This is a genomic window from Kutzneria buriramensis (assembly GCF_003387475.1).
GTDB lineage: Bacteria > Actinomycetota > Actinomycetes > Mycobacteriales > Pseudonocardiaceae > Kutzneria > Kutzneria buriramensis.
This window is the reverse complement of record NZ_QUNO01000022.1, coordinates 35,619-52,062: the sequence shown is the minus strand read 5'-3', so window position 1 is coordinate 52,062 and position 16,444 is coordinate 35,619. Positions and strand designations below refer to the sequence as shown.

Here is a 16,444-nt window from a genome sequence, read left to right as displayed (position 1 = left end):
CCAACTTCCCGCGCCGTCGTTGTCGCCGACGGTCGCCGACAGCCGCCTATAGGCAACGGACAGACCACCCGGAAGGAGGCGGCCGTGCCCGCACACCACGGCGTCACCGCGACGCCCGACCCCGAGCTCGACGAGCTGCGCGCCCGCGCCGCCGAGGGCGAACGCCGACTGGCCGACCTGATGGCGCAGTTGCTGGCCAAGCCCAGCGTGCTGGACCGCGGCCTGCTCGGCGAACTGGCCGCCGAGCTGGACCACAACGCCTGGATCGCGGTCGACGCCGCCGAGCAGGTCGCCCGCCGCCAGCCGCCGCCGGCCGCCGTCCGAGAATCCCGGAGGGCCGCCTGATGCCGCTCAAGCTCGGCCGCCGCCCAACCCCGCCCGGCCCGGCCTTCTACGCCCCGGTACGTCCCGACCCGCAGACGCAGATCACCGACGCCGAACCTCAGCGCAGTGGATGGCGGCGGTTGCTGTTCGGCCCCGGCAACGGCGGCGCCACCACCGGATCGGCCCGCCGCGAGCGGTGGGGCCAGCGGCAGCCGCTGCGCACCCGCGCCCTGGCCACGCTGCTGTGGCTGCTGCTGGCCGTCGCGGCCGGCGGCGGCCTGCTGGCGATCCTGCAGGTGATGCGGCCGGCCACGGCCACGCCGACCAGCGCCACCAAGACCACCGCCGTCGCCGATCCCGGGGCCGGCGCGTTCGGCGCGCTGTTCCTGCAGGCGTGGCTGCCGGCCGGCCGCGGCACCGAACGCACCCTGGCCCGGTTCATGCCCGCCGTGCCGGACCTGACCGCGGTCGTGCCCGGCGCGCTGGTGGCCACCGGCACCACCCCGGTGTCGGTGCAGCCGGTGCCCGGCCCGGGCGGCGCCGCCACCCCCGGCTACTGGTCGGTGACGGTGGCCGCCACCGTGGCCGCGGTCAAGGGCGACGGCAGCCTGACCCAGCTCGGACTGCGCTACTACCAGATCCCGGTGGCCTCCTGCGGTGTCGCCAGCGGCCCGGCCTGCCCGGCCGGAACCTCCTCCCCCGGCTACAGCGCGGTCACCGCCCCGGCGCTGGTGGCCGGGCCGGGCACCTACGGTCTGGCCGGCGCCGCGCCCGGCCAGACCGTGACGGTCACCTCCGCCGCCGGCGACACCATCGCCCGCTACCTGTCGGCCTACCTGGCCGGCGACGGCGAACTGGCCCGCTACTGCCCGACCTGCACGTCCCTGCCGGCGCCGGTGATGACCCACGTCGACGTCACCGCGATCACCGCCACCGGCGACCCGAACCAGATCCAGGCCGCCCAAGGCACCAGTCCGCCGGCCGACGGCAGCCAGCTGACGGTGCTGGTCACCGCGCGCGGCGTGGACACCGCCGGCGTCGTCCAGACCTTGTCCTACCCGCTGCTGATGGTGGTGCGCGCCGGGCAGTGGACGGTCACCGGCGTCACCGCCGCGCCGCCCATGGCCCCTGCGGCCACCTCCACGCCCGGCACGTCGACCGCGCCCGCGACGAGCAGCCCGTCGGCCCCGACCACCAGCTCGACCAGCACCACACCGCCCAGCCCGTCGGCCACGACCCGCTAGGCCCTCGGGAAAGGACATCCGATGCTCGACGCCGCACGAACGCTCATCAGCACCCTCGAAGACATCGGCCGCGCCCTGCTGATCCTGATCTGCCTGTTCACCGTCATCAAAGTCGCCTTCAAGACGAGTTTCGCGCTGGTGCCGATGATCGGCGTCATCGCCGCGGTCTGGTTCGTCAACTGGGCGATCGGCAACATCAGCTGGGCGAGCAACCTGTTCAACAAGGACGCCCAGAAACTCAGCAGCGCCCCAGCGCCAGCCTGGGTCCGCGACCGGGAGCCGATCACCGCCGACAGCGTGGTCCGGCTGCGGCCGCCCACGCCGGCCGGCGCCACGACCACCGCCACCTCGAGCTCGACGCGGGACGCGACGTGAGCCGGCCCGCGCCGGCCAGCCGACCACGCCCGGGCCGGAGGCGAGGCCGGTGAGCGCCGAGGACGAGGTGATCGTCCGCCGCACCTACACCCGCGCCCGCCGGTTCACCCAGTGGGTCCGGTGGGTCATGGGCTACCAGCTGCCGGTCGCCCTGCAGGCCGCGCAGTTCGTGACCGGCGTGGGCACCTTGGCGCTGCTGATCCAGACCCGGGCCTACTGGGCCGGCGGGATGCCGTGGTCCCTGCAGATCCTGCTCATCCTCGGCCTGCCGGTGGCGGTCGGCGTGGCCACCCGCTACCTGCGCACCGACGGCACCGGTCCAGCCGCCGTCGCCGCCGGCCTGCTGTCGCTGGCCACCGCCCCGATCAGCGGCCGGGTAAACGGCCGCACCCTGACCCTGCCCCGCGCGCACCGGGCCCCGGCGTTCTACAGCGTCCTGATCGACATCGACGAGCTCGCCCGCGTCGCCGACGCGGCGGCCGCCACCCGCTGGCCCGGATCGCCCGCCGCTCCCGCCACAACGCCGACCGCGACAACGTCGTCCGCCGCGGCCCCGGCGGGCGCACCGCACCGGGCCAGTGCTCCGGGCCCGCGCCGCGCACCCGCGGCCGCCACCGCGCCGGGGCCCCGGCTCGTGTCGGTCGCCGAACTCACCCGGGCCGCCACGGCCTTGGCCAACGGCGAGTTCCGTCACGGCCCCGAGGTTTCGTCACACGAGTCCGGCCAGCCGCCGCTGCGCACGGCGTCCGGCCACTGAGGAGAACGCCATGCTGCGCGCCGCCCCCGTCCGTCACATCTCCGGCAACCTGCTGTGGACCGTGCACGGCACCGTATGGGGTCTGTGGGAGCTCACGCCCAAGACCTACCTGTACCTGACCCGCCAGGAGAAGCTGCGGTTCTGGCAGGCCACCACCCGGGCGTTGAGCCGACTGCCCCGGCACTGGAGCCTGCTGTCGCTGTGCGCGCGCATCGACGCCACCTGCGTGCTGGAGCGGAGCCTGAGCGACGTCGACCTGGACGTGACCCCGCAGCTGCGCACCAAGACCACGGCGCTGCTGGAGCGGCTGGACGGCGTGGAGATGTTCGAGCGGCGCTTCTACCTGACCGCCGAGCTGCCCTCGGCCGGCCAGGGCTGGTCGGCCAGCGCCTCGGCGACCGCGTCGAACCTGCGCCGCCTGTTCGGCCTGACCCCGCCGCCGGTGACCGTCGCCGACCGCAGCGACGCCTTCGCCGCCATGGCGCGCCTGGAGGAGTCGATCGGCGCGCACCTGCCACTGCGCCGGCTGACCGCGGCCGAGCAGGTCTGGATGATGGACCGCTTCCCCCGCCGCGGCCTGGACGAGCCGCTGCTGGAGGACTACCAGGACCCGAAGCTGTTCTGCGACCGCGTGGTCGGCCCGGACACCGGCCCCGGCGCACCGCTGCGCGGGGTGTGCCTGGCCGGCATCCTGGATGAGCCGGTCTACCGCGAAGGCGGCACGGCCCGCCTGCCCAGCTGGCGGGACCTGGCCCGCAAGACCGCCACCGTGCCCCGCTACCTGCAGGTCCAGGTCGCGCCCCGGCCCGGCGCAGACCTGGACGCCGAGGACGCCGTGCACGACCTGGTCGGGCACCAGGCGTTCGTGGTCCAGCACTCCCTGCCCGGCGAGTTCCCGTTCCCCGGCGGCGAATGGTTCGCCGCCGCCGAGAACGTCGCGTTCCCAGTGGACTGGGTCGTCACCGGCTGCTCCATCCCCAACACCGAAGCCACCCGCCGCAACGCCACCGCCCAGAAGCACCTGGTCGGCCAGCACGAGCAGTGGGCCGGCTCCCCCAACGGCATGCCCACCGAGCTGGACCAGGCCCACAACGCCGCCGAAGCCGAGCAGTTGGCGCTGGCCGAGGACCGCAACGCCCCCGAACTGGAGCTGACCGCGGTGTTCGCCGTCTGGGCCGAAGACCCCGACGAGTGCCAGCGCCGCGCCCGCGTGCTGACCGACCAGCTCACCGACGGCGAATACGCCGCGACCCGGCCCGTCGGCCGGCAGGAGGAGTGCTACTGGGCGTTCTGGCCCGGGCAGCCGCTGGGCGGGCTGCACAAGGCCTACCGGCAGTGGATGATGCCGGCCGACTTGGCCGCGTTCGCGCCGCTGGCCGGCAGCAACCTGGGCGACCCCAGCGGCGCCCTGCTCGGGTTCAGCCTGGACGGGGTGGTGCTGCGGCCGGTTCTGCTGGACCCGGGACGCGGCACCCGCCTGGTCAACCGGCGCTCCGGCAACATCGTGCTGACCGGCGAGCCCGGCGCAGGCAAGTCCTACGCCCAGAAGCGCATGGGCGAGGACACCCTCGACCGCGGCGGCCGCCTGATCATCTTGGACCGCACCCCGCGGGCGGAGTGGTCCACCTGGGCGGAGGTGGTCGCGCACAACCCGGCGATCGTGCGGCTGACCGGCGGCAGCGGCTTGTGCTTCGACCCGCTGCGGGTGTTCGCGCACCTGGACGACCGGGGCGTGCGCTACACCAACGGCTACCTCACCCTGCTCACCGGCGTCGAGCCGCGCAGCCTGCACGGCACCATCCTCAAGCGGGCCATCAAGGTCGTCGCCGACCAGGGCGGCGGCATCAACGACGTCGTCGAGGAGCTGCTCGCCGCCGGCGCCACCGACCCTGCCGCCCGCGAGGTCGGCGAGCGCATGGCCAACCTCCGCAACGACGAGCTGGCCGGCATCGTGTTCGGCGAGGGCATCGTGCCCGACCTGGACGCCCACGACGCCGTGGTGTTCGCCGCGCCGGAGCTGCAGCTGCCCACCCGGGAAGACCTGGCCAGCGAGTACGCCCGCCGGCACCTGTCCGACGAGCAGATCCACAGCCAGGCGCTGCTGTACCTGCTGACCGCCGTCGCCCGGCACGTCGCCTTCGACGTCGTCACCCGCTTCACCGCGCTCGTGCTGGACGAGGCCTGGGCCCTGACCGACTCCGCTGAAGGGCAAGCGCTGGTGCGCGCCGCTCTGCGGGATGGCTCCAAGCATGACTGCGGCGTGTGGCTGTCCTCCCAGACCGTCGAGACCTTCAGCCCCGAGATGATCGACCTGTTCTCCCGGTGGATGTTGTTCCGGATGACCACCCGCGCCGCCGAACGCACGTTGGAAGCGTTCGGGATCCAGCCCGAGCCCGGCCTGGTGGAGCTGTTCGACGGCCTGGACGCCGGCCAGTGCCTGCACTCCGACCTGGACCGCAACGTCGGCATGCTCCAGATCAGCGCCTCCGTGCTGGCCACCCACGAGATGGCCACCCGCACCGACTACGAAGCCGCGCTGCACTACCTGGCCGAGCAGCACGCCGAGCAGGACCAGCACGCCGCGGCGGTGCCCGGCGCCGACAACGCCGCCTGACCAGGGCGGCAACGCCCGTCCCGCCGGACTGGGACGGCGACAACGCCGGCAGCCGCGGCGACAACGCCCCTCCGGATCCGGCCGCGTTGTCGCCGCCTCGGCTCCCCCACCGCCTATAGGCAACGGAGGCCACCGAGACCTCCGCCCGACCAAGGAGTCCCCGTGGCCCTGCTCCCCCACCCCGCGCCCGGTCCTCGACGCCAGTCCCGATGGACGGTTCTGACCGCCGCCGGCATGCTCGCCCTGGTCTGCGCCGGTGTGCTGGCCAGCGCGGGCGCCGCCGCGGCTGACCCCGTGCCAGTGCCGCTGCCCGTGCCGACACCGTCCGCGCCGGTGGCCACCGCGCCGCCGCCGGGCATCCCGCTGATCCCCGTGCCGGGCACCTCCACTGCGGCCGCACCGCCGGCCTCGGGGACGCCGGCAGCGCCGGGGACGCCGGACATCTGCAAGGACCCGGCGATGCAGAACCTGCCGATGTGCCTGCACGGGCTGCCCACCGGGCCACCCGCGGGCAGCCCGCCGGGGACGCTGCCCACCGAGGTCATCCACATGCCCGGTGAGGAGTTCAACCTGTCGGGCTCCGGCGGCGTGATGCCGACCCTGCTCGGGTCCGGCGGCGCCGACTTCACCAAGTTCGACATCGGCTACGACCCGGGCAACATCTTCACCGGCTCCGCCGACGAGTGGTTCTTCGGCATGCTCACCCGCCTGGCGTTCAGCCTGCACACCTGGCTGGTCGGGGTGAACACCTGGCTGGTCGACCAGGCGCTGGGCTTCTCGATCGCCGGGTTCTTGCTCGGCCCGGTCAACGCGCTGGCGGCCACCTGGAAAGGCCTGGTCGTCGACCGACTCGGGCTGCCCCAGTTCGCGATGGTCGCCACCGCGTTCGTCGGCGGCACGCTGATCCTGTCCGGCCGCCTGGCCCATGGCTTGACCGAGATGGCGACTTCGCTCATCGCCGGCGCCGTGTTCGTGGTGATCCTGGCCAACCCCAGCGCGACCCTGCTGGGCGACAACGGGCTGCTCGGCAAGGCCAAGAGTTTCTCCCTGCAGACCGCGGCGGTGGTGCTCAGCGACAACCCCAACCAGCAGCAGGTAATGGACTACCAGGTCGCCGACCCCCTGATCACCGGTCTGGGCTACGCCCTGGTCGTCGAGCCGCACATGATCCTGGACTGGGGCAAGTCGCTGGACGACCCGCAGCACCCCGACAACAACTGCCTGGCCGAGTACCAGATGATCGTCGACAGCGGGCCGCACGGCACCGACAACAGCCCTCGCGACCGGATGCGCGACGCCGGCTGCGGCAGCCTCGCCGACTTCAACGCCAAAGCCACCCCCGAACGCCTCATCGGCGTCGTGCTGGTGACCGGCGGCTCCCTGATCCTGATCGTGCTGCTGGCCCTGATGTCGTGCTCGCTGGCGTTGGCGCAGGTCATCCTCGCCGGGATGGTCGTCGCCGCGCCGTTCGCGTGCGTCTCGGCCTACGCCCCGCGCGGCGGCCGCAACGTGTTGTGGTGGTGGTGCGTGACCGTGGCCGCCGCCGTGCTGCTGGTGGTTCTCACCCTGGTCGGCCTGGCCGTCTACATCCGCCTGATCATCGGCATCTTCCAGGCCAGCAACGACTCGTCGCTGATCATGCGGTTCGTCGTGTTCGACATGGTCGTGCTCCTGGGCTTCCTGCTACACCGCAAGATCAAGCGCATGGCCGGCCGCGCCGCGCACAGCCTGATCGGCAAACTGGCCCGCACCGCCTCGGGCGGCGGCATGTCCGGAGGCCTGGGCGGCTACGGCGGCTACGGCGGGGGCGGCATGGCTCCCTGGGCGGCCGCCGGCGCCGGGCTGGCGTCCGGCGTGGCGCTGCGCCACATGATGTTCGAAGGCCGCCAGGAATGGCGGTCGGCGACCCGCCCGCTCAAGCGACTCACGCGCTTCGGCCGCCGCGGCGCGCGCCGCCTGGCCCGCACCGCCCCGGGCAAGGCCGCCATCGCCACCTTGCGCCAGCAGCGCCAGCGCCTGGTCAACACCCGCAAAGCCGCCTTCCGTAAGATCAAAACCGAGAGCTCGAGGGCTCTACAGACCGGCGCGATCTATGGCAGCCTGCTCGCCGGCGAGGCCGGCCAGGCCGCCAGTGCGGCCGCCGCCCGCCGCCACCGCATGTTCGCGGCCCGTGTGAACCCGCCCAAGTTCCCGCGCCGCCCGGGCAACCCTGGTTACCGCACCCCCGACGGCGTGGCCGGCGTGACCGTCACGCCGCGGCCGGGCACCAGCGCCGGCGGCCTGCGCCCCGGCGGCATCCGGCCCGGCGCCCGCGGACCGGTCGCGACCCGCGCCGCCGGACCGGTCCCGCGCCGGGAAACCCCGCACGCCGACGCCGCCGTCCGCAGCCGCCTGGCCCGGCAGCTGGCCGACAAGCGCGCCCGGGAAGCCGCGTCCCGCGCCGAAACCCGGGCCGGCGGACCCACTCCGCACGGCACATCCCGGCTGGGCATCCGCCACACCACCGCCGAGGCCGACCAGATCCTGCGCAACGCCGCCTCCGTCACGACCGGCCACAACGTCCCCTACGGCAGCGCCGCCGGTGTCGACCGGGCCGGCCGAACGCGTATGCGTCCCTCCAGCGGGGCCAACGGCGGTCAGGTCCCCGGCGGGGGCAGCTCACGGGATCGGCGAGCTCGGCTGCGTGGCCGGCTGAACCCGCCGAACGTGTAAGGCCCGGCGGTGCCCGTGCTCACCCCGCCGCGCCCGTCCGCCCGCCGTGGTGGGCGGGCCGGGCGGGCGCTGGCCGCGCTGGTCGGCCGCCGCCGCGGCCGGCAGGCGGCCGCCGTCCAGCGCAGCGCGACCCAGGTCGCCACCCGGGTGGTTGCCCGGCTGGCCTGGCGTTGGATCCGCCGCATCCTGCTAGCCAAGGCGTCGGTGATCATCCTCATCGTCGCCGTGGTGATCGTCGCCGCGTGGCTGGCGGTCCTGGCCCTGGCCGCCGGGGCCGCCAGCAGCGCGAACAGCGCGGCCGGGGTGCCGTCTTCGGTGCCGGGGCTGAACCCGATCGTGCTGGACGCGATCACCAAGGCCGTCGGCCGCGCCGGCCAGCTCGCTCCCGGCTGCACGATCCGGTGGAGCCTTCTGGCGGGCATCGGCGAGGTCGAGTCCAACAATGCCGGCGGCCGCACCGTGGCGCCCAACGGTGACGTCAGCCCGCCGATCGTCGGCCCGGTCCTGGACGGCTCGGGCGTTGGCGGCAACACCACCCCGATGAGCGAACGCGCCCAGGGCCCCTTCCAGTTCATGCCCTCGACGTGGGCCTCGGTCGGCCAGGACGGCAACGGCGACGGCAAACGCGACCCGCAGAACGTCTACGACGCCGCCGCGGCCGCCGTGGTGTACCTGTGCGGCGGCAAACCGGCCGACCTGACCAACCCCGACCAGGAACGCGCCGCCATCTACCGGTACAACCACTCCAACGCCTACGTCGCGCAGGTCATGGCCGCCGTGGCCCGGTTCGACGCCTATGGCACCAACCCTGGCGCCGGCGGCCCGGCCGGGCCGGCCGTGGAGACCGCCATCGCCTTCGCGCTCAAGCAGCAGGGCCTGCCCTACGTGTGGGGCGGCAACGGCCCGCCCAGCTCCGCCGGCTTCGACTGCTCCGGCCTGACCAAAGCCGCCTACGCCCAAGCCGGCATCACCCTGCCCCGGGTCGCGGTTGACCAGTTCGCCGTCGGTCCCCAGGTCGCCGGCCCCGGCGACGGCCTGGCCAAGCTGCAACGAGGCGACCTCTTGTACTGGGCGTATGACCCGCACAACCCCGCCACCATCCACCACGTCGCCCTCTACCTGGGCAACAACCAGATGATCGAAGCCGCCGACTTCGGCATCCCGGTGCGCGTGCGGTCCGTGTACTTCGAAGGCTTCGCCGGCGCGACCCGCCCCGCCGCCCACTGACCGAAGGGGACACCGTCATGCCGTCGTCGCGTCTGCTGCGTCCACTGCTGGTTCTCGGCCTGGCCGCCGCCGTCGTCGCGCTCACCGTGACGCTGCTGGGCGGCGGACCGGCCACAACCACCGGCGCTGCCGCCTCACCGTCGGCCGCAACGCCCGCTCCTCATGCCGTCTCGCCCGCCCCGGCGACAACCACGAACTCTCCGGACGGCCAACGGGCCTATCCGCCAATCGACCCGGGATACCCGGTGCCGCCCGGAGCGGGAGCGCTGGACGGTCCCATCACCGACCAGGCCCTGCAAACGCTGCTGGACCAGGGCAGCGACCTGGACCCCGCCCTGCGGTTGTCGGTGTGCACGCTCGGCGCCGAAGTCATCAACGCCGACTTGACCACCACCGGCGCGGCCGCCCTCGCCCGCACCTGGCCCCGGTTGTGGCCCGCCGGCCCGCCGGACCGGCCGGTGGTCACCGGGTTGAGGGTGCACGCCATCACCGCCCGCACCGACCGATCCACCGGCGGCTATCAGGTGATCGCGGTCTACTCCGGCACCAACGCCATCACCACCGAGACCATCGACCACGCCTCCATCACCATTCAGATTCAGCGCACCCCCAGCGGACTCCAGCCCGTCGCACCGTCCTGACCTGGGCGACAACGCCACCGCACCGCCCTGGCCGCCGGGAGTTGTCGCCGCCGTGGCGACCCGGCCGCCTATAGGCAACGAGGCCCGGGACCACCTGGACCGCTTGCCGTCGACCACGTGGGGAGCGCGTGTCATGTCGAGCAGCCGCCACCAGATGACGCCACCAGCAGGCCCGACCACAGCCGAAGCGCCCTGCCGCCGGGCGTACCGCCGATGACCGCGGCGCCGCAGCTGACGGTCATCCCCAACCGGGTCTACCGCGGCGACGGCGAGTTCGCCGTGCCTCGGCTCCTGCTCCCCTCACCCCGCCACCGAGGACTGTGGCAGGGGGTCGGCGCCGTCGCCCTAACCACCGAGGCCGTCGTGGCCGCGGTCGCCGCCCGCCTCGCATGGACTGCGGGCACAGCGACCGACCAGGCGCTGCACCAACACGGGCTCAGCGCGCAGGTCGGCCTGATCACCTTCGTGGCGACGCTCTACGCCGGCGTCCGGTGGCTCGGGCTGGGTGAGTTTCTGCAGCGTCGGCTTTCACCGGTGGCCCTGCTCGGCTTCCCCTGGGAACGCGTGCCCGCTAGCCAGGTCGAGGTCGGCGACTGGGTGCGCGTGCCCGGCCGGCCCACCCGGGCCAGCCGGGTCCACCGCGTCGTCCACCACGGGCAGATGGTGACGGTCACCTTGCTCAACGGCCATACCGCGACGGTGTGCGGTTACAGCAGCCGCTGGTGGTGCGCCTGCACGTGGTGATCAGAACCCACCTGCCGGCCCCCTGCGGCAGCCGGTGACGGCAGGAACTCGACTGCCGCGTAGCTCCCTGGGCAGACGCCCGCGCAACCCCGAATGGGTTGCCACGGCGGCCCGATCGAGCCGGTCGCGCGTGGTGCTGGTCCGTACTGCCGCCCGTACTGCCGCCCGTACTTTCCTCCGTACTGCCGCCCGTACTGCCCTCCGTACTCCCGCCCGTACCGGACGTTCGTTCGCGTTCGATCGGATTCGCGCTGGTCACCGGCCGTTGTTGAGGCCGGCGACAACGCCGACATATCTCTATAGGGAGGGTAGGTGAGGTTCCGATCGGGGCAGGGAAGGAAGAAGAAGCGAGTTCCGAACGGGGCGGGTGCCAGGACGGGGTTCCCCTACGCGGTCAGGTCAGTATCAGTGCAGCGCAGAGCAGAGCGAAGTGGGGTGGTGGTGCGGGTTTGGTGGTGCTCTCTCGTTGATGTCGGTGTTCTCGGCTTGGTGGGTGTTCTGGTCGGCTGATGGGTCGGGGGTGGTGGGCGACGGGGCGGGCGCGTGATCAACACCGGGGGCGACCAAGATCGTGGATCATGGTCCGGCCGGGGGTGAGGATGATCTTGAACCGAGGTGATCTTGGTGTCGGGTGATCGTGAATCGCGGGGACGGCCGGCGCTGGGACTGACTGGGGGCGGACATGCGTCCGCCCCGGAGGATCGTCCTCCGGGGCGGTGAGAATCCGGTGTTGTGGGTCAGCGGCGGTCTCCCCCGACCCAGATCGCGTCGGCCGGCACGGTGAACTTGTCGCCGGCGCGGACAGTGGCACCTGTGTCCTTGGTCTGTACGTCGACGGTGTCGCCGTGGTCGGTGATCACCGCGACACGGACGCCCCAGCCTGCGCTGTCGCTGGTCCAGCGGTCCGCGCAGTTGCGCCACCGGGCGGGGACATAGCCGCGCTCGCCGCCGTGCTGCGTGGTCACCATGGTCGTCGTCCTTTCCAAATGAGGGACACAGGGATTGCGCGGCCTGGGGATTGGCCGCATCTGGGGGCGGGGCGGCGGCACGAGAAACGGCATCGATCAGGGGCGGGCCGCCGGGTGTTGTCACTCTGGCGGCCCGTCGATCAGTGCGCGATCGGAGTAAGGTCGTTGCCGTAGTGCTTTGCGTGCCGTGGGCACGAATAGCGCGGCGGCTGGTCGGGGGCCAGCAGCTCGGGGTTGACCATGAAGTTTGCCGGCTGGCCGCATGGCACCTCGTCGCCCATGATCTCGTCGCCGTAGACGACCTCGTTGATAACGACGCCGTACGTGCACGTCGCGCCGGGCTGGCCGTGGTTGGTCCGAATCTCTGCGGCGAACTTGGCGACCATGGTCTTCCGCCCTTCATCTGCGCTCTGTTGCCATAAGGCTACATCATCATGTTGCCATATGGCAACAGGTGTTGGCCGTGGTCTTGCTGTCGGTCGGGACTGAGAGCGGAAGGGGGCTTCCGGTGGGCAGTCGGGAGGTGTTCCGCCCAAAGGTGGTCGACGCGACCGGGCTGACCGCCTGGCGTGTTGTCATATGGCAACATGATGGTGTAGCCTTATGGCAACATCGGGATGGAGTAGAGAGGGAAGGTGGTCACGATGTCCACGTCCAGCATGGGAGCCCTGGCGATGGAACTCCCCGACGATCTGGCTCGGCGATTCGACACCGCTCACCGCGTTCTCGCGGAAGTGCGAGCCACCCCTCCGTACCTGATGACCCGGGCCTTGGACGAGACGCGCCTGAACGCGCTGGCCGAGCTGTCAACGGTCTGTTCTGATCTCAGCGACCGTGCCACGGGAGCGCTGGCGATCATGCTCGACGCCGCCGCTGAGCACTTCGGTGCCACGTACACGGAGTTGTTGGAGGTGTACGAGGAGGACGCGGAACTGGACGAGGAATGAGCTGGGCGCACACGCGTGTACTGCCTCACCTGCTTCGGGGGGACGATCCTCCGGGGCGGTTGATCCTCCATACTTCCGAATATCTGCGACCAGCCTCAGCGCCGCGAAGGTGGCGTCCGAGTACATCGCCACCGCGAGGATGCAGAGCCCCGTCGAAGGATGCGAAGAGGACGATGGAGACGAACGAGCCGAGGGCCGGGGAGACTGCGGACTTGGCGACCACTGGTCTAGTCGCCGGATTGTCCCCACTGCCCGCCGGCGACTGTTGGCTCGCCAATCCGCAGGTCGCCGCACTGGCTGGAAAATCCGTCAGGTGGTTGGCCGTGCAGCGGGGCCGCCCGCAGCGCGCCACGCCGCCGCAGGCCTACCACCTGTCCCCGAAGTACCAGTTCTTCAAGCTCAGTGAAGTCAGGGAGTGGCTGCAAGCCCTGGGCATTCGCGTCGACCTGGCCGCACTTCGCCAGGCGTATACATCCACGACCTCCGGCGACCAGGTGGACTGAACCGGGCCAGGTCTGTGAGGCCGGCAAGTACGCGCAGGCACGCCAGTAACAGTGGGTCGCGAACTCCGCGGGCGCCTGAAATAGGGGCCGAGCGCCGGCCGACGGCCACGGCCCCGTAGCTCGCTGTCTGGTCAAGCCAACACGATCGTTCTCGGTGTTGTTCGCGCCGCTTGTCGCGACGAGACGTCCACCCGCGTTCACCGACGCTGCGACGAACCCCAGTGAGGTTGTCGCTGCCGGCACCCGCAGGCCGCCTATAGGCAACGGGGGCGTCTCCGCGCCGCCCCGGTCCGGACCCCCGGACCGGACGTCGCCGCCGAGGAGAACACGGATGCGCTGGGCGAGTTCACCGGACGTGGGCACGGCGTGGTCGTTGTTCACGCGCTCGATCGCCGATTTCTTCGGCAACACCGCGCTCATGATCGGCTTGGCCGTGCTGGCCGGCCTCGCGGTGCTCGGCATCGCCGTGCTCCGCCGGCACGGCCTGCACCGCCGACTTGCCCAGCGCGTCACCATCGAACTCAAGCCGAGCGAGGAGTTCACCGCCAGCCTCGACGAGGTGCAGGCCATCGCGAAGCGATGGTCCCGGGTCCGACCCAGCGCGCACCGGCTGTTCAACCGGTGGCTGGGGCCCGCCGGGGCGCACGCCCTGAGGGTCACGTTGCTGACCGACGACGAGGGCCTGCTGCGGTACAGGCTGACTGTGCCGCCGCACGCGGTGCCGCTGATCAGCGCGTCGGGCTACAAGGCAGTCGAGGTCCGTCAGATCGACCGCGCCACCGGCGACGAGGAGCTGGTGCCGACTCTGGCCGCCTGGCTCCAGGCCAACGGCCTGCCCGCAGGCTTCCCGGCCGCGGATGACTCCGCCGGCGTTGTCCGCGCGGACGACGAGTCGGAGACTGCCGGCCAGGTCGTCGACGAGGTCCGGTCATGAGCGCGGGCAACCTCGACATCCCCGTGGTCGGCGAGACCGAGGACCTCGTCCCCGGCTTCTGGGCACGCCAGCTGCTCAAGTTGCCCGGCGTGCACTGGGAGCCGCCTGCGCCCAAGCCCGCGCCGGCGCCATCGAGGGAGGACGAACCTCCCCTGCACGTGTCCCGCTTCGAGGTGGTCCTGGCCGCCGACCCGCGCTACCCGTTGGCGCGGCCGAACTTCGGCGTCGACAACGACCCGCTGCACCAGATCGCCCAGGCGCTGACCGGGTTGTCCAACACCAAGGGCGAGTCCTTCGAGATGCACCTGGATCTGTTGCCGGTCGCCCCCGCCCGGCAGCGCCACCTGCGCAGCCAGGTGCTGCGCGAGGACGGCGCCGGCGCCGACACGGCCAACCGCGGCGCCTCGCTGCGGCAGAGCGTGCAGATGATCGCCTACGGGGTCGACTCCGCCAGCACGCGCGCCACCCGCCAGCCAGCCGCGCCGCGGCTGACGCCCCTGCAGCGCACCGCAGCCACTCAGCAGGCCCGCGAGCTCGGCGGCAAGATCCTCGCCCTCGACGAGGCGTGGTGGGACCTGCAGATGCTGATGGTCGCCCGCAGCCCCAAGGAAGGCCGCGCCGAACAGCGACTGGCCATGGTGTTCGCCGCGCTGCAGCAGTTCGGCGACCAGAACCACTTCCGGGTCTACGGGCAGCGGCTCGGGCCGTTCTACCTGGGCTCGGACATCGCTTGGCGCCGGCGCCGCTTCGACCACCGCCTGCGGACCGGGGCGTTCGCGCCGCCCAAGAGCGGCGGCTGGGTTACCACCGGCGAGATCGGGGCCTTCCTCAAGCCCCCGACGCAGAACCTCCAGATCACCAACATCGCCCGGTCCGGCGGGCCGGTGCCGCCCCCGCCCAAGACGCTGCCGCTCTACCGCGGCCCCCGCGACCGGCACCTGCTGCCCATGGGTTGGGTGCGTGACAACCGCGGCTGGCGCCCAGCCGGTGTGCCGCTGGAAGACACCTTCTTCGAGCTGCTCACCGGCAAGTCCCGCTCCGGCAAGTCCGAGCGGATGCTCGGCCAGTTCGTGCACCTGGCGCTGGCCGGCCACGGCGGCATGTACCTGGACCCGCACGTGCAGGCCATCGAGCGCATGAAGCCGTTCCTGGGCTCGGTGGCCGACCGGATCCTCGAGTTCAACCTGTCCCGGACCCGCGCGTCCAAGCAGGCCGGCTTCAACCTGCTGTCGATGACCGGCCGCGACCGGGCCGACATCGAAGGCCGGATCTCCGCGGTGGTCTCGGCGTTCTCCGCCGCGCTGAGCTGGTCGAACGTCAACAACCGGGCGCAGAACCTGGTCACCCAGAGCGTGTGGTCGCTGTGCGAACTCGGCCTGGTGCTGCCGCCCGACCTCCAGCCGACCGTCTTCCAGATCACCACGATCCTGTCCGACGAGGAATGGCGCGCGCACACCATCCCGCACCTGCCCCGAGACGTGGCCTCGTTCTGGCAGACGCGGTTCAACAACTTGGAGAAAAGCGCCATCACGCCGGTGACCAACCTGCTGGACCGGCTGCGGTCCTCGCCGTCGGTGGCCGCGCTGCTGGGCACCCCCCAGTCCACCTACGACGCACGCCGCGCGATGGACGAAGGAAAGATCATCCTCGCGTCCCCGGCCGGCACCGGCGACAAGGACCGCTTCCTGGCCTGCTTCTTCCTCTACGACGTGTTCCTCGCGGCACTGTCCCGGCAGGACACCGGGCTGCCGATGGACAAGCTGCGCACGTTCTGGCTGGCCGTCGACGAGATGCAGATCTACGACACCGCCGGTTCCGTGCTGGAGCTGATGTTGCGGGAGACGGCCAAGTACGGCTTGAAGGTGTTCGGCGCCACCCAGTCCCTGACGGTGCTGCAGAAGGCCACCCAGGACATGTGGCTGACCAACCGCAGCCACATCATCAGCAACGCCGAGCGCGCCGAAGCGGCCCGGATCCTGTCCAAGGAAATGGGCGACGTGGTCGAGCCCAAGACCTTCACCCGGCTCGAACGGTTCTGCTCCATCGGCCAGCTCACCCTGCACAAGCAGACCACGACGCCCATCTGGATGCGTGGCTTCGACTCCGCCGACATCTTCGCCGACTACCACGACCCGAAGGCCCCGGCGGCCATCGCCGCCGCCGTCGACGCGAACCTCGCGCGCAAGCCCGTGGAACAGACCCTGGAAGAGCTGCGCACGCTCGACGAGCGCATCGCCGCCTACCTCAACACCCACATCCCGCGTAGCCGGGTGGAAACGCAGAACAGCCACGGCGCCGCGCCCGGTGGCAAGACCACGGGTGCCAAGACCAAGAACGCCCGGCGCCGGGACGCCGGGGGCGGCGAGCCGCAGGGCGCCGAGGACCTGCCGCCCGGCGTCACCAAGCTGCGTCCGCGCCGTCCTCGCACCGACCCGCCGGCCCGCTAGGAGCACC

The 16,444-nt window shown here is 72.0% G+C and carries 15 protein-coding genes; 13 read left to right on the top strand and 2 right to left on the bottom strand.

Annotated elements, in window-relative coordinates; all coding sequences use genetic code 11:
* Positions 1-84: 84 nt before the first annotated feature.
* The 9 genes from BCF44_RS45860 to BCF44_RS45820 all read left to right on the top strand — a co-directional run bounded on the left by BCF44_RS45860 (position 85) and on the right by BCF44_RS45820 (position 10,638).
* Complete coding sequence (locus BCF44_RS45860) at positions 85-345, top strand: hypothetical protein (protein ID WP_116180853.1); 261 nt, start codon at positions 85-87, stop codon at positions 343-345.
* Positions 345-1,568 (top strand): conjugal transfer protein, encoded by a 1,224-nt coding sequence (locus BCF44_RS45855; RefSeq protein ID WP_116180852.1) that lies wholly within the window; start codon positions 345-347, stop codon positions 1,566-1,568. The genes BCF44_RS45860 and BCF44_RS45855 overlap by 1 nt, the downstream gene beginning before the upstream one ends.
* 21 nt (positions 1,569-1,589) lie before the next feature.
* A complete protein-coding gene (locus tag BCF44_RS45850; RefSeq protein WP_116180851.1) occupies positions 1,590-1,943 on the top strand; it encodes a hypothetical protein in 354 nt (117 codons plus the stop codon).
* A 49-nt stretch (positions 1,944-1,992) separates the two neighbouring features.
* Positions 1,993-2,700 (top strand): hypothetical protein, encoded by a 708-nt coding sequence (locus BCF44_RS45845; RefSeq protein WP_116180850.1) that lies wholly within the window; start codon positions 1,993-1,995, stop codon positions 2,698-2,700.
* Positions 2,701-2,710: 10 nt separating this feature from the next.
* A complete protein-coding gene (locus tag BCF44_RS45840) occupies positions 2,711-5,314 on the top strand; it encodes an ATP-binding protein (RefSeq protein WP_116180849.1) in 2,604 nt (867 codons plus the stop codon).
* Between the two features lie 162 nt (positions 5,315-5,476).
* Complete coding sequence (locus BCF44_RS45835) at positions 5,477-8,026, top strand: hypothetical protein (protein ID WP_147328889.1); 2,550 nt, start codon at positions 5,477-5,479, stop codon at positions 8,024-8,026.
* Between the two features lie 9 nt (positions 8,027-8,035).
* Entirely contained in the window at positions 8,036-9,253 is a 1,218-nt protein-coding gene (locus BCF44_RS45830) for a C40 family peptidase (protein WP_116180847.1), read from the top strand.
* Between the two features lie 17 nt (positions 9,254-9,270).
* Positions 9,271-9,894, top strand: coding sequence for a hypothetical protein (locus tag BCF44_RS58815; protein WP_116180846.1), 624 nt, complete (start codon positions 9,271-9,273; stop codon positions 9,892-9,894).
* Between the two features lie 213 nt (positions 9,895-10,107).
* Positions 10,108-10,638 (top strand): hypothetical protein, encoded by a 531-nt coding sequence (locus BCF44_RS45820; protein WP_116180845.1) that lies wholly within the window; start codon positions 10,108-10,110, stop codon positions 10,636-10,638.
* Between the two features lie 737 nt (positions 10,639-11,375).
* Here the strand turns inward: BCF44_RS45820 and BCF44_RS45810 are convergent.
* Together BCF44_RS45810 and BCF44_RS45805 are read right to left on the bottom strand one after the other, a co-directional pair.
* Positions 11,376-11,606 carry a hypothetical protein gene (locus BCF44_RS45810; protein WP_116180843.1) on the bottom strand — a complete coding sequence of 77 codons (231 nt, stop codon included), beginning with the start codon at positions 11,604-11,606 and terminating at the stop codon, positions 11,376-11,378.
* 140 nt (positions 11,607-11,746) lie between these two features.
* Positions 11,747-11,992 (bottom strand): hypothetical protein, encoded by a 246-nt coding sequence (locus BCF44_RS45805; protein ID WP_116180842.1) that lies wholly within the window; start codon positions 11,990-11,992, stop codon positions 11,747-11,749.
* A gap of 258 nt (positions 11,993-12,250) precedes the next feature.
* Between BCF44_RS45805 and BCF44_RS45800 the strand changes: the two genes are divergently transcribed.
* The 4 genes from BCF44_RS45800 (at position 12,251) to BCF44_RS45785 (ending at position 16,437) form a co-directional block, all read left to right on the top strand.
* On the top strand, positions 12,251-12,553 hold the full coding sequence (locus tag BCF44_RS45800; RefSeq protein WP_147328888.1) for a hypothetical protein: 303 nt from the start codon (positions 12,251-12,253) through the stop codon (positions 12,551-12,553).
* Positions 12,554-12,876: 323 nt separating this feature from the next.
* On the top strand, positions 12,877-13,056 hold the full coding sequence (locus BCF44_RS54965) for a hypothetical protein (RefSeq protein ID WP_147328887.1): 180 nt from the start codon (positions 12,877-12,879) through the stop codon (positions 13,054-13,056).
* Positions 13,057-13,387: 331 nt separating this feature from the next.
* Positions 13,388-13,990 carry a hypothetical protein gene (locus BCF44_RS45790; protein ID WP_147328886.1) on the top strand — a complete coding sequence of 201 codons (603 nt, stop codon included), beginning with the start codon at positions 13,388-13,390 and terminating at the stop codon, positions 13,988-13,990.
* Positions 13,987-16,437, top strand: a complete 2,451-nt coding sequence (locus BCF44_RS45785; protein ID WP_116180838.1) for a type IV secretory system conjugative DNA transfer family protein — start codon at positions 13,987-13,989, stop codon at positions 16,435-16,437. Before BCF44_RS45790 ends, BCF44_RS45785 begins: the two co-directional genes overlap by 4 nt.
* The last annotated feature ends 7 nt before the right edge of the window (positions 16,438-16,444 follow it).